Raw genomic sequence first — 14,073 nt, 5'->3', positions numbered from 1 at the left:
GGATGGAGGCTATGATCGCGGAGCATATGCCGGCCAGCCACAGAACTATCATCACGGCCTTCGCGGCTTCGGAATCAGTGATGTAGCCCACAAAGCCGAACACCGCGCCTACGCCTCCTAACACCAGCGTCAGGCTCGAGGCGATGATCATCCGCCTTAGAAGACGTCGCTCGCGCATTCCGCCACCGCTATGCCTTCGACAACTAAACTGCGCCGATCACTTCTGCCCCTGCGACTCCCACTGCAGCGCCTGCGGCAGCACCCCCAGCGGGGCCCCCGGCGGCGGTTCCCGCCGCTACGGCAATGCCGCCTAGGTGAAGTGTCTCTGCAGCCGCACCGCCGATGAATGCTGCTCTCGCCGCGGACGCCACACATCTATTTACGCCGAAGATCTGGCCGGTGGGGTCGATGTTGTTGATGGGGTCGCCGCCGGCGTAGGCGTATCGGTTGGCGTTGTTGGGGTCGAGTGGTGTGTCGAGGGTGTCTTGTTGGGTCCAGCGGCCGAGGGTGGGGTTGTACCAGCGGTTGCCGTAGTGGACCCATCCGGTGGCGCGGTCTTGGATGCCGCCCTTGAACATGAACGGGTTGGAGAGGAACCCGTTGCCCTGCCCGCCACCGGTGAGGACGCCAGTGCCGTAGGGGTCGAACGTGTTGAGTAGGCGGTGGTGGCGTAGTCGGTGAGCATGCCGACGGGGGTGCCGAGTCCGTCGTAGACGTACAGGGTTTGGACGCCGCCGGCGGTGGTGAGCATGAGGGGTTCACCGGTGACGGGGCCGTTGTCGATCCACGCCATGGTGGTGCCGGCTTGGACTTGCTCAACGACGGGGAGACCCGCCTGGTTGGTGCGGCCGTAGACGAGTTTGTAGTCGCGGGCGCTGTACTCCTGCTGGAGGACTTCGACCTGGCTGGTGCCGGAGTACTTGTAGTTGTACTGGTTCCCGCCCGGTTTGGTGACCTTCGTCATCTGCTGCGCGCCGTTGTACGTGTACGTCCCGGCGGTGTCGGCGGTGAGGTTCCCGGTCCCGTCGTATGTGTACCCCGTTGTGGTGAGTTGGTTGCCTGCGTTGAAGGTCAGGGTCTGGCTCGACGGTGACGTGCCGCCGGTGACGTTGGCGGTGAGCCGGTTGCCTCGCGCGTCGTACGTGTACGTCCATGTGGCGGGGTTCGTGCCGCCACTCTGGGTGACGCTGGTCAGCCGCGCCGCGGTGTCGTACCCGTAGACGTTGATCATTCCCGTGATGTTGTCCTTTGACCAGTGCAGCTTCGCCCGGTCGTTGGCAGTGGCTGTCCCGCACGAGGAGGTGCTGGTGATGTTGTAGCAGTAGGACGTGTCGAACTGAGTGGTGACGGTTCCGTTGCTTGTCCGGGTTTCGCCGATCGCTCGGGACACCCGGCCGGAGGTGTCGTACACCTGACGTGTGTGCGCGGTCCACGTGGTGTTGGTCGCATCGGTCCGCAGCCACGAGTCTGTGCGGCGGCCTTGGTCGTCGACGGCGAACCGAAGGACGTCACCCGCGCCATAAGTGATCTGGGTGGGGACTCCCGCGTCGTCGAAAGCGTTGGTGGTGGTGCCGCGGCTGTCAGTGACGGTGACGAGGTTCGACGATTGGTCGTAGCCGTAGCTGATCGTCCCGCCGAAGAAGCTGTTCACCCTGGCGATGAGACGACCCAGCTGGTCGTACGTGTACGTGGTAGTCCCGTTCGCATCGACGCGCGTCGCCGGGAGCCCACGGTCGGTGTACGTGTTCGTGACCGTCGCGGTCCCGTCCGAGAACGATGTCGTCAGCAGGCGGTCCAGCTTGTCGTACGTGTACGTGGTGGTCGTGCCATCCCCATCGGTCGCGGTCTTGAGCCGCCCGAAGTCGTCGTACGCGAACGCACGCGCACCGAGCGAGGAGCCGGTGACGGGGGTCATCGAGGTGAGCTGCTTGTTGGTGTTGTACCCGTAGAGGGTCTTGTTCGACCCGTTCCCCGGCGCCAACGCCGTCGCAACCGTCCCATCCGAGTTGTACGTCAGGGTCGCGGTCGCCGCGTTCGCTTCGGTGCTGGTGAGCTGATTCCCGACCCCGTTGTACGTGTACGTCGACGAGTTCGCGGCGCTGTCCGTCGAGGAGGACGCGAGGTACTGCGTCGATGCGGCGGTGTTCGCGAACGCTTGCGAGCTGGTCTGCCCGCCCGGTGCCTGCAGCGAGGTGAGCGAGTCTCCCCCATTCGCCCCATACGTTGCGGTCGCGGTGCCGGCGGTGGAACCGGCGCGGGAAGTTGCCGTGGCAGTGTCCCCGTTAGGGGTGTAGGTTTTCGCCTTCTCCCGGCCCATCTCATCCACCGACTTGGTCACCAAGCGCGTGGAACTGTTGATCGTGTACGAGATGTGCGGAACCGACGCCACCGAGGCTGCCTAATCCGTGTTCGGACGAGCCAGATACCGGCTCGTCGACGACGGGTATGCGAACCGCGTCACACTCGTCCCCGGAGACCCCGCGGTCGTGTTCGCCTGCGACACCGACACCACCCGGGACGACGTCGACGACTCGTACCCGATCGTCACGACCGCGCCGGAGGGACCCGTGATGCTGGTCAGCTGCTGCCCGGTGTACCCGAACGAGGTGGTCTTGTTCTCCCCGTCGACGATCGAGGTCAGGTTCTGGGAGGTGTCTTTCACCCACTTCACCGACCGCGACAACGCGCCCGTCGTCTGTGAGGCGGTCAGGGTGCGGGTGGTGCTCGAGTATGTGAACGTCGCGGTGCGCGCCGTAGTCGGGCCCGCGCTGCTGACCACCGTCCCCACTGTCCCGTACGGGTCGTACGTGAGAGTGGTGGTGTTCCCGTTGCGGTCTGCGATCGAGGTCGCGCGCCCGTCACTGTTGAACGTGATCACCTGACGCGACTGCCGGTCGGTGAGCTTGTACCCACCCGTTATCGACACCAGGTCCGCCTTCGCCCCCGCCGGGCTCGTGAACGCGCTCCCGGTCCCAGTGGTGTACTTCCAGGTTGACCCGTCACCGGCGGTGTAAGTCAGCCCTCCCCCGCCGTACGAGGCCGCGAGGAACCCGGCACCCTGCGCGGTGAACACCCACCGGTTCGCTACCGCAGTGTTCGACGCGCCCGCCGAGGAGCTCAACGAGTCGTACGTCTGCCCAATGCCGACCTGGCCGGTCACGCCCACCAGCGACAAGCTGCGAGTCGACACGCGCAGGTTTCCCGTCGCGACATCCGCCCCCACACCGACCTGGTCGGAGATCTGGAACGGGATCTCGGTCGCACCCGGCCGAGATCCCGTCACCCCGACCGTGACTGGTCCGGTGGGGAGCGCGGCGTACGCGGGAGCCGCGATGCCCACCAACAACGCTGCGCTGAGCAAACCCACCGAAACCGCAGACATCAACCGCTTAGCCGAAGAAACGCACCCAGGCCCCGACCTGTCGTCATGAAGGCCGCAGCAACATTGCCCGCGGGTGCTCGAACCTTAGCGTTCCCTATGTCAAACCGGAAGATAAAGAGTTCCGGCCAGACGAGGGTTCCAGGGATGCCGACGGCGACGCGCCAACAGCGGCTGACAGGCCCGTCAATCCTTTGCGACGACGCCGCTGTAGGCGAGCCGAACGACGGCTACAGACGCGGGGAGCAGCCGGAAGCGGATCCCCTCGGCCGAGGCGAAGATCTCCGCCGCCGATGCGCGTGATACGCCGCGCCCGTCGCTGCGACGCCCGGTCGAGGTATCGATTTTCCCTTCGGCGAGACCGCAGACCTCGACGACCAGGTCGATCTCGGCCCCGCCGTGGTTGACGACCGCGAGCCCGTGCTCCCCCGCGCTGTTGCGGGCACCGAGCACCTGGACGCCGGTGGGTGACTCGCTCTCGTAGGTGATGAAAGCGCCGGCTCCGAGCCCCAGTTCGATGCTCAGCAAGCGGAAGGCGTCCGCCTGGGGCCGCAGCGTCGCATGGTCGCCGTGCCAGTCGTAGATACCCTGCACGATCCGGCCGTCGTAGTTCTGATCGGGGTGGAGGTCGACGTTGCACGGCAGCGCGGACATGAAAGCGGCTCCCGTCAGACCCGGCACCTCGGCGAGCATCATCAGCGCGCCGGCGGCATAGGCGCAGGCTGCGGTTCCCGCGATCTCGGGCTGCGCGGCATCCGGTCGCCAATCGATGTTCCACTCGTTGAGGTACACCGCAGGCAGGGACCGGCCGGCCTCGTGGAACAGGTCGCGCAACGCGTCGAGCTGCAGGTGGTCGGCAGGGCGTGGGTCGTAGACGTGGTAGCTCGCGAACTGCAGATCGCCGGCCGGGATGCGTCCGTCACGCAGGAGGGGACCGATGCTGCCGAAATCGCCGCCTCGCCGATCCTCCCCTGTACCGCCGACCCGCACGTGGTGGTCGACACGACGGATCGCGCGCGACGTGTGGACGTAGACCTCCACTGCGGCGTCCTCGGCCGTCGCGAACGCACTGCCGTCGATGTCGATCATCGCCGGTGTGAGCGGTTCGTTGAGGATGTCGACCTCGTCGATGTGCGTCCCCCACCGCCGCAGGATCTGCTCGACAATGCTCTCCCACACGCCCCAGTCGACGGGGAGACCTGTCTCGCGCCCGTTGTGGGACAGCCACCGGGGCGTGTGGAGGATGTTCAGCTGCGTGCGCATGCCCGCATCCTTCGCCCGCGTCAGCAAGGAGAGTGCGCCCCAGTCCCAGGTGTCGGGATCGATGAGCGACGCATCACCCGACCTCCACTGCGCAAGGGTCGCGCGGGGATGCGTGTCTGCGAACAGACGGTTGGTGTGGATCGTGCCCCGCTGGAAGCGGATACCCGCCGCCTGCAGCAGCGGGTATACATCCGCGGCGTGGTCGCGTGACGGTTCGTTGGCGACGCCGAAGAGGAGAGGACTCGCATTGGTGTTGCTCGGCGAGCGGAAATCCACCCGAGCGCGGATTCCGCTCACCGTCGCGTCGAGTCTCGGAGCACGACGTCGGTCGCCAGGACCCGGGTACGAGCAGTCTCACCCTCGATGGCTCCGAGGATCTCCTCGACCATCGCGCGGGCGACGCTCGACACCGGCTGATGGACCGTCGTGAGGGCGGGATCCGCCTGGGTCGCCGCCGACGAGTCGTCGAAGCCGGCGACGGCGACGTCCCCGGGCACCGCGAGACCCGCCGCGTGAAGCGCATCGATGACGCCGAGCGCCAGGAGGTCGGAGGTGGCGAAGATGCTGTCGAGTGTCCGACCGCTCTGCAGGAGTTCCACGGCCGCCGCGCGACCGGCAGCCCGGGAGTACTCCATCGCGGACTGGACGTGGATCGGCCCTTCGCCGTAACCCGCGGCGAACCCGCCGATGCGTTCAGCCGGTCCGGAGGTGTGCGGGTACGCCGCGACGACCGCGGGATGCCGCATCCCCGACGCGCGGAAATGCTCGCCCAGCGCGCGGGAACCGGTCTCATCGTCCGCGTAGACCATCGGCAGACCGACCGGCTCGCTGAAGGGATTGCCGCAGACCACGACGGGGAGATGCCCTTCCTGGAAGAAGGCGACGAGAGGGTCGATCGTCGGCTCCGCGGGCGAGATGAACAGCACACCGTCGACGTGCCCCGCACGGAGGTATCTCGACACCCGCTCCCGAGCGGGACCCGTCGCCGCTGTCAGGAGCACGAGCGAGTAGTCGGCATCCGCGAGGGCGTCGGTGGCTTCCTCAAGGATCAATGCGTAGTTGGGATCCTCGAACAGCTTCGTGGGCTCCACACCCAGAACGAGCGCGACACTCTGCGCGCGCTGGGTCACGAGGGACCGCGCGCGGGCATTGGGGACGAAGCCCGTCGACGCGACCGCGTCCATGACCCGCGCGCGGGTCTCGGGCTTGACCCAGTTCCGGTCGTTGAGGACACGCGAGACCGTGCCGATCGACACCCCCGCGCGTGTCGCCACGTCCTGGATCGTCACGGTGTTCTTCTGCCGCCGTCGTCGGGGTGCGGTGTAGACGGGGTCCGTCATGTCATCTCCTTCCCGCCGTCAGCGCCGCTGCATCATCCTGGTGGTGGAGATCTCCCCCCACTGCCAGGGGCGCGCGATCTCCACCCTAGAGCCGGGTGGTGCCGTCACCGTCAGCTCGGAACCCCGCGCGCTCCTCTCCCAGGCCACCTCGTACATCCCGAAGGGCGATTCGTAGCGCACGGCGGCTCGGTCGACCCCGGGCACCGTGGCGGGGTCGACGACGACCCGCCGCCAGCCGACGTCGTCCGGGTGCCGCCGCAGCCCGCCGACACGACCGATGATCCATCCGTCGATGGCTCCGAGCATGAAATGGTTCTGGGAGATGACGCCCGCCTCACCGTCGGAGCCGTGCCATGACTCCGGGAGCGCCGTCGCGCCGCGCGCGAGCTGGCGACCGTACCCCGGCACGTCGGTGCGTGAGATGACGTCCATCACGACATCGTCGCGACCCGCCGCGCTGAGGGACCGCACGAGCGCGGGGAGGCCGATCTCACCCACGGTGAACGAGTTCCCGGCCCGCTGGACGGCAGCCAGGAGCGCCGCCGTGAGGGAGGCGCGCTCTTCATCAGGGACTGCGCGCGAGTCGAGAGCGAGGGCGAGGGATGCCTGACTCCCGGAGCCCCAGGAGCCGGGATCCTCGTCGCGGAACTCCTCCCGCCACCTGCGCCAGACCCGGTCGGCGTGCGCCGAGTAGGCCCGGCGGGCGTCATCGTAGTGCAGGAGCCCCGCGAGCGCCGCGGCGCCGTCGAGCGCCTTCGCGTACCCCCATGTCGCCACTAGTTCGACGGGCGTCGACTCGTCGATCTCCACCCAGTCGCCGAGCCCGTGGCGCAGCAGCCCCGCCTCCTCCCGGGTCTGCAGGTAGGACAGGTATCGCTGCGCGGCGGGCCAGGCCAGCCGCGCAGCGGCGACCTCGCCGTACTGCTCGTGCAGCCGCAGAGGCACCTCGACGATCGCGCGCCCCCAGTTGACGTCGTCGCGGAAGGCGGTGATGTCGCCCTTGTGCGGCCAGTAGTCGAAGACGACATGCTCGGGTGCGATGTTGGGGATGAGCCCCTCCGGCGTCTGCGCGGCGACCATCTGCCGCACGGCTTCGGTGAGATGCGCACGGACGTCGTAGCCGTACGTGAGCGTGTCGAAGCAGAGGTGCTGCTGCTCGAGCCAGCCGAGCTTCTCGCGGTGGGGGCAGTCCGTGAACGTGGTGAACATGTTCGACTGCACCGCGCGATCGACCGCACCGTGCAGGCGATTCAGGAAGTCGGACGAACTCGAGAACCGCAGCAGGGACTCGTTCCCGGCTCGGAGAACCTGCCACGTCGCCGTGGTGCCGGCTGGAGCACCCTCGACATCGAGGTACCGCCCTCCGTGATAGACGAATCGGGGCGACCACGACCGGCGCGCCGGTCCGAGGACGGCCCTGTCCCATATGGGCGAACCGGTCGTCGACTGATCGACCCGACCGTCTGTCCCCCGGATCTCACCGGGGATGAGTGTGATCGTGGCCGCCTCGTCGCCGGTGACGGTGATCCGGGGCCGCCCGGCGGTGTTCACACCGAAGTCCCACTGCTGCTTCCCTCCCCGGTCGCGGGTGGGGGTGCCGTCGAGTTCTGCCACGACCCTGACCGATGGCGCGGCTCGCCAGTGGTGCGGCGGCGCGGCGACCTCCACGGCCGGCGTCCATGCATCGCCGCCCGGCCCGTGATCCACTTCCCCGCCGTACCAGTGCGCAACGGTCGTCCCCGACGACCGGGCTTCCCAGTCCCCGCTCGTGACGACGGTCTGCCGAGTGCCGTCGGCGCGCCAGATCTGGATGAGGGCCCGCACCCACAGCGACTGACCGGTACGCAGGTACTTCGTGTACCGGCCCGGCAGATCCGGCAGGTAGGCCATCCCGCCGCCCAGTGCCAGCGAGAGTCGTCGTGCACCCGGCGGCAGGGCATCGGTGATGTCCCACGTGACCGCGGGGGTACTCCCGCCGGGCTGCGCGTACCCGGGTTCCAACTCCCCCGCGATCGCCGTCCTGCCGTCGACGAGCGGGACGACGACTCCGTTTCCGGTGAACGACAGGAGCACGCGGGTGACCGTGTCCTCGATCAGCAGCGATGTCGCGAGCTCCGGCATCCCGACATCCGCGCGGGGGTCGACCCACGCGGGGTGGGTGATCGCGGCTGCGGCGCCCAGATCCCACACCGGGGCTTCGATCCGTGCGGCATCCGACCACTCGATGCCCCCCTCCGCCCGCGTGCCGACCTGCCAGTAGACGACCTCGCCGTCGCTGAGGGGCTGCCGGGGCCACTCGAGGAAGGCACCCGGCACCGGTTGCTCGGCAGCGGCGGGCAACTCGTCCGGGGAACCCGCGAGGCGAACGACGAACCCCTCGAGATCGTCTGCAGCGCCGCCCACCCGCCACGACAGGGGCGGAGTCGGACTGTGGATGCCGACCGGATCGGTCCACCCGCCGGCTTTGAGGGCGTACGCGCGCGGCGTCATCGGTGTCGGCGTCGTTGATCGGCCGCCTGCGCGCTGACCGACATCACCCCGTGGGAAGGTGCCTCGGCCAGCCTGCGGCGGGCGACCGGATGTAGCCAGACGGCCGCGTCGGGGTGGAAGCCCAGGACGTGGAGCGTCAACCGCGACGTGCCCGCCGGCACTCGGACGTTCCACGGCGTGCCGTCCCAGAAGCGATCGCTCAGGATGACTCCGTCGGCGTGGACGACCGCGACGTCGCCGATCCAGTCGATCGTCGCCTCGAGCGCGTGCGCGCGCAGATCCGCAGGCACCTCCACCGTGTACTCGTCGCCATCCTCGATGACGCGTTGGGTGCCCGGTGCCGCAGCCCGGCCCTCACGCGCACCGTAGGTCGCGGCAGGCCCCGCGCCCGTCGCTCCGGCGACGACGGCCAAGTCGCGCGCCGCGAGGACATCCGGGCCGGTGGGCTCGAGCGTGCGCACGCGGAGGCTGTCGAGGTCGAGCCGGCGGACGGGGTCACCCGTCCGAGACCACGCGATGACTCCCTCGGCGTCGACGTCGAGCTCGTCGCGACTCAGATAGAGCTGATCGTCGATCATCCAGACGTCGAAGGTGTGCTCCGCGGCGAGGACGACGACGGCGTCGTCGCCGACGACCCACGCCCACGTCGAGCCTGTCGCCTCCCGCACCTCGCCTCCGATCTGGACGCGAGGCGGAATACCCTCGTGCGCGAGCAGGACCAGCACCGAACCGCCACCGGGGCGGTCGAGGAGGGCCAGCGGACTCGCCGTTGCCCAATCGACTTCCGTCTGCCCTGCCGACAGACCGAACGGGAAGCGCGCGACGGTGCCCTGCGGGATACCGATCGGGTCATCGGGGAACACGATGTCCCGTTCGGGTGTGCGGATGTGGAATCGGATGGAAGAGATGTCATCGAGGGTGTCGTGCGGCTGCTGCCAGTTCACGAAGACGACGCCGGTCGTGCCATCCGATCGCACCGCCCACCGCGGCGTGGATCCGTCGCGCACATCGCGAGGACCGGAGTCGGGGAGCGTCGACGGCATCTGCACGAGGTGAGACCCGAAGTGCCGGAGGAACGCGTGCTGGGTCCGCAGCAGAGCATGCGTGCGGGTGGGTCGACCGGCCGCACCGATGGGAGCGTGGAAGTCGTAATCGTACTCCGGCATGTCGTTTGGATAGGCGGTCACCAACGACTCCTGCAGCCCGGGACCCGGGTTCAAACCCCCGGCGTACATGTAGTACCCCTGCCACGCCGAGCCGTTGCCGATCTTCGCGTTGGCCACCGCGGCGATGTCCGCCGCGTCGAGGACCGGTCGACGGTGGTAGGCCGTGGCCATCCCCCCGCCCAGCTCGCAGGTCACGGCGGGGAACTCGTCACTCGGCGGTCGCCGATCCGCCGGGGCCTGCGTGTCGTGCGCAGCGCGGACGTCGGCACCGATACCGGGATCGTCCCAGACGTGGCTGAAGAAGAAATGCTCGCGGAACGTGTCGTCCCACGGCGCATCGGCGTCGACCCAGAAGCCGTCGGCGTACCCGCCGAACATCGGCAGCACCTCGTGCGCGGGCAGCTGAGCACCGCCCCATGCCGTCGCCATGTACAGGGGGGCGACGAGCCCCGCCTCCACGGCCATGCCCTTCAGCGTCGTGATGTGGCCGGGCTGATCGTAGAGCTCGTTCTCGATCTGGATGCCGATGACCCGGCTTCCCTCTCCCAGGCGCCCGGCGAGCTGCGCACCCAGCTCCTCGAACCACGGCCGGACGAGCGCCAGGTAGGCCGGGTCGTCCGTCCGGTGCGCGACCTCCGCGTGCTGCACCCAATCGGGGAACCCACCGTTGCGAACCTCGCCGTGGCACCACGGCCCGATGCGGAGGATGACGTCCAACCCCGCGCGGGCGGCCGCGTCGACGAAGCCGGCGACGTCGCGGTTGCCGTCGAAGGCGGGCGGATTGTCGGGACGCGGCTGGTGGTGGTTCCAGAAGATGTACGCCGCGACGGCGGTGAGTCCGCCGTTGCGCATCAGCCGCAGCCGCCGGTCCCACTCGCTCCGCGGGACGCGGGTGAAGTGGAATTCACCCGACACCGGGAAGTACGGGGCGCCGTCCCGGGTGAGGTAGCGGTTGGTGAGGCCCGGGCCTTTCGAGGCGGCGGGTGTCATCGGATGCGGGCGAAGAGGCGTTGTCCACGGCTGGACCTCGGCCATCAGAGTCGTGGCGACAGTCGTTGTCACAGGGCACCCTTTCGTGTGGCGGTAGGCGTGGCCACCCTAACCTAAAATCGGTTTTAGTTTCTCGTTGACAACCACCTCGGGAACGTTCTATCGTCGCGGCTTGAAACGTTTTTAGTCCGCGCCATCGTGGTGCCGGTCGAGGGAGATTCGGTGCGAAGCATCTACTGTCCGTTCCAGGTCGCGTCATGACCGTGCAGGTGGGCTCGTTGCCGTCCGCACGACAGGCGGAACCGTCTGCGCCCGGAGTGCGGAAGAAGCGGATGCCGGTGGCCACCGGCATCCGCCCGCCGTTCTGGTACGTCGTGCCGGCCCTCGCGCTGTATACGGCCATCGTGCTGTGGCCGAACGGTCAGGGCCTGTTCTACTCGTTCACGAACTGGGACGGCCTCGGCTCGGTCTGGGACGCCGTCGGCATCGAGAACTACACCCGCGTCCTCTCCGACCCGAACTCGATCCGCGCGATCGTCAACACGTTCCTGCTCACCATCGTCGTGACGGTGGGGCAGAACGTCGTCGGTCTGCTCCTCGCCCTCGGCCTCAACGCCCCCATCAAGAGCCGCTACGTCCTCCGCCTGGTGTTCTTCCTCCCCGTCGTGCTCACCCCGATCGTGGCCGGGTACCTCTGGCGGTATCTGCTGACCCCCAACGGCACCGTCAACACCTTCCTCGAGAGCGTCGGGCTCGGTGCGCTGCAGCAGAACTGGCTCGGCGACCCCGACATCGTCATCTACTCGATCTGCGCAGCGATCATCTGGCAGGGCGCGGGCTACTCGATGGTCATCTACCTCGCGGGGCTCCAGGCCGTACCCGCCGAAGCTCTCGAAGCCGCCGCCATCGACGGGGCGGGCTCGTTCCGCCGGACCTGGTCGATCACGCTCCCGCTGATCAACGGCGCGATCGTCGTGAACCTCCTGCTGACACTCATCGCCAACCTTAAGCAGTTCGACACCGTCTTCTCCATGTCGGAGGGCGGACCCTCAGGCGCGAGCGAGACGATGGCCACACTCGTCTACAAGACGGCCTTCACCTATCTGCAGTACCCGAGCGCGCTCGCGCAGGGTGTCGTGCTCACGGTCCTCGTCGGCGTCATCGCATTCGCCCAGTTCCGACTCACCCAGCGGAAGGCCCTCGGATGAACCGCTACACGACCCGCACGCTTGCCCTGGAGGTCGTCCTCGTCGCGGTCGCCGTGATCTTCATGATCCCGATGTTCGTGCTGCTCGCTGTGGCACTGCGTGATCCGAACGGGACCGAGGGATTCCTCGGCTTCACCTGGCCGCTCAACCTCGGCAACCTCGCGACGGCGTGGAACGAATCGGCGATGGGCCCCAGCATCGTGAACAGCGCCGTGATCACCACCGTGTCGGTGGCGCTGATCATCGGCCTGTCGGCGACGGCCGCGTACACCCTGACCCGCAGACTGCAGCGGCTCTCGCGCGGCCTGTTCTACCTGTTCCTCGCAGGCTTCCTTTTCCCCGGCCAGCTCGCCATGCTGCCGCTCTACCTCAGCTTCGCCTCGCTCGGCCTGGTGGGGAACCCTCTCGCGGTGGTCCTCATCAACGTCGGCGGGTTCCTGCCGTTCTCGATCTTCCTGTACTCCGCATTCCTCCGAGACCTCCCCCGCGACTACGAGGAAGCCGCGACGCTCGACGGCGCGAGGTCACTGCGGATGTTCTGGTCGGTCGTGTTTCCGTTGCTCCGTCCCGTCACGGGCACGATCGGCATCCTGACCGCCCTGTCGGTGTGGAACGACTTCTTCACGCCCCTGCTTTACCTGGCGGGCAGCAGCAGTCAGACGGCCCCGCTGTCGGTCTACACCTTCGTGAGCGTCTACAGCGCCAATTGGCCGCTCGTCTTCTCGGCTCTGATCACCTCGGTCATCCCGATCCTCATCGCCTACTTCCTGATGCAGCGCTTCATCATGCAGGGCTTCGCATCAGGTCTCAAGGGCTGAACACTCCCGTTCCGCCTCTCTTGCACCATCACCCGGAAGGCACATCATGCTGTCACTGAAGACATCAACACGCGCGGGCACCGCTGCCCTCGTGATCGCCGTAAGCGCTACGGCGCTCGCGGCATGCTCCACCTCTCCCGCCGGCACCGGCGGCGGGGGCGGGGACGCGCAAACCCTTACCGTCGGCACCAATGGCGGAAACGCGATGAAGTCCGTCATCGACGACTTCATGGCGGCCCACCCCGGCGTCAAAGTCGAGATCCGCGACTCCCCCGAGAACTATCAGCAGATCACCGCAACACAGCTCACCGGCAACACGGCCCCAGACGTCGTCCAGGTCTTCCCCGGCACCGGCAACAACGTCAGCGTCAAGATCGCCGGCGACAAAGGCTTCCTCGCGGACGTCTCCGACGCCGAGTGGGCCGGGGAGATCCCTGACGCAGCGCGCGACCTTCTCAGCACCTCCGACGGCGCTCTTGTGGCGGTGCCGATGACGTTCTCCTCCATCGGGGGCATCTATAACCAGGGCGAGCTGGACGAGCTGGGCCTCGCGATCCCGACGACGTGGCAGGAGGTGCTCGACTTCTGCTCGGCCGCAACCGATGCCGGCAAGGTGCCCTACGGCCTGGGCCTCGCCGACACGTGGACCACGCAGCTGATCCCATACGCGCTGACCGCGACGCTCGTCTACGGTTCCCAGCCCGATTTCGCTCAGCAGCAAGTCGACGGGACGGCCACGTTCACCGATTCGGCATGGGCCGACGCTCTCGACAAGTACCTCGAACTGGACGACGCGGGGTGCTTCAACGAGTCCCCAAACGGCACGCCGTACTCCGAGGCGCAGGACGGCATTCGCAGCGGTGACACGCTCGCGACGGTCAGCGTCGCAGCCGAAACAGCGGCCATCGCCTCCACCGGCCCTGACGGTCTGCAGCTCACCTATGCCGCGTTCCCGGCGACGGACAACGCGGAGGACACGTACCTCTCCGCGACCACCGGTCCGTCCTTCGCTGTCAATTCGAAGAGCTCGAAGCTCGATTTGGCGAAGAAGTTCCTCGACTTCCTCGCCAGCCCCGAGACGCAGATCGCCTACGCGACGTCGTACGGCGACACCGCCGCCCTCCCTGGCGACCTCACGCAGGACAGCCAGGTCGCCGAGCTCGTAAGCGGATACGTCTCCGAGAACAAGATCTCGACGTGGCCCGACCAGCTCTGGCCCAGCACCACGGTCCAGCCCGCCATGTTTGACGGCGTCCAGGCCCTCTTCAGCGGTCAGGACACCGTCGACGGAGTCCTGTCGAAAATGGACGCGGCCTTCCAGCAATAAAACACGGACCACGGGCCGCGCTCTCCGACGAGGAGGCGCGGCCCTTGGTGCTACCGTCTCGCCGTGTCCTTATCGCCGCGGCATCAGGCCTC

At 67.8% G+C, this 14,073-nt stretch carries 9 protein-coding genes and 2 pseudogenes; 4 read left to right on the top strand and 7 right to left on the bottom strand.

What is annotated here, in order from left to right:
- Positions 1–203: 203 nt before the first annotated feature.
- From AB0259_RS02655 to AB0259_RS02645, 3 genes and pseudogenes are all read right to left on the bottom strand, one after another.
- Positions 204–584: pseudogene (locus tag AB0259_RS02655) on the bottom strand (RHS repeat-associated core domain-containing protein); the annotation flags it as partial.
- 524 nt (positions 585–1,108) lie between these two features.
- Positions 1,109–1,915: pseudogene (locus AB0259_RS02650) on the bottom strand (hypothetical protein); the annotation flags it as partial.
- Between the two features lie 483 nt (positions 1,916–2,398).
- Positions 2,399–2,878 (bottom strand): hypothetical protein, encoded by a 480-nt coding sequence (locus AB0259_RS02645; RefSeq protein WP_366235788.1) that lies wholly within the window; start codon positions 2,876–2,878, stop codon positions 2,399–2,401.
- A 214-nt stretch (positions 2,879–3,092) separates the two neighbouring features.
- Between AB0259_RS02645 and AB0259_RS02640 the strand changes: the two genes are divergently transcribed.
- Positions 3,093–3,431, top strand: a complete 339-nt coding sequence (locus tag AB0259_RS02640) for a hypothetical protein (protein WP_366221434.1) — start codon at positions 3,093–3,095, stop codon at positions 3,429–3,431.
- Between the two features lie 134 nt (positions 3,432–3,565).
- Here the strand turns inward: AB0259_RS02640 and AB0259_RS02635 are convergent, their stop codons facing one another.
- From AB0259_RS02635 to AB0259_RS02620, 4 genes are read right to left on the bottom strand one after another with little or no spacing between them, the layout of a single operon-like run.
- Positions 3,566–4,939: a hypothetical protein gene (locus AB0259_RS02635; protein ID WP_366220789.1), complete on the bottom strand. Its 1,374-nt coding sequence runs from the start codon at positions 4,937–4,939 to the stop codon at positions 3,566–3,568.
- Positions 4,936–5,982 (bottom strand): LacI family DNA-binding transcriptional regulator, encoded by a 1,047-nt coding sequence (locus AB0259_RS02630; protein ID WP_366220790.1) that lies wholly within the window; start codon positions 5,980–5,982, stop codon positions 4,936–4,938. Before AB0259_RS02630 ends, AB0259_RS02635 begins: the two co-directional genes overlap by 4 nt.
- 18 nt (positions 5,983–6,000) lie before the next feature.
- The gene (locus AB0259_RS02625) at positions 6,001–8,472 is read right to left on the bottom strand and encodes a family 78 glycoside hydrolase catalytic domain (RefSeq protein WP_366220794.1); all 2,472 of its coding nucleotides are present in this window, start codon (positions 8,470–8,472) and stop codon (positions 6,001–6,003) included.
- A complete protein-coding gene (locus AB0259_RS02620) occupies positions 8,469–10,700 on the bottom strand; it encodes a beta-galactosidase (protein ID WP_366220796.1) in 2,232 nt (743 codons plus the stop codon). Before AB0259_RS02620 ends, AB0259_RS02625 begins: the two co-directional genes overlap by 4 nt.
- A gap of 266 nt (positions 10,701–10,966) precedes the next feature.
- Between AB0259_RS02620 and AB0259_RS02615 the strand changes: the two genes are divergently transcribed.
- From AB0259_RS02615 to AB0259_RS02605, 3 genes are read left to right on the top strand one after another with little or no spacing between them, the layout of a single operon-like run.
- On the top strand, positions 10,967–11,836 hold the full coding sequence (locus AB0259_RS02615; protein ID WP_366220797.1) for a sugar ABC transporter permease: 870 nt from the start codon (positions 10,967–10,969) through the stop codon (positions 11,834–11,836).
- Entirely contained in the window at positions 11,833–12,654 is an 822-nt protein-coding gene (locus AB0259_RS02610) for a carbohydrate ABC transporter permease (protein ID WP_366220798.1), read from the top strand. The genes AB0259_RS02615 and AB0259_RS02610 overlap by 4 nt, the downstream gene beginning before the upstream one ends.
- 46 nt (positions 12,655–12,700) lie before the next feature.
- Positions 12,701–13,981: an extracellular solute-binding protein gene (locus AB0259_RS02605; protein ID WP_366220800.1), complete on the top strand. Its 1,281-nt coding sequence runs from the start codon at positions 12,701–12,703 to the stop codon at positions 13,979–13,981.
- Positions 13,982–14,073 lie beyond the last annotated feature (92 nt).

This window comes from Microbacterium sp. NPDC080005 (assembly GCF_040702445.1).
GTDB lineage: Bacteria > Actinomycetota > Actinomycetes > Actinomycetales > Microbacteriaceae > Microbacterium > Microbacterium oleivorans_D.
This window is presented reverse-complemented; position numbering and strand designations above follow the sequence as displayed.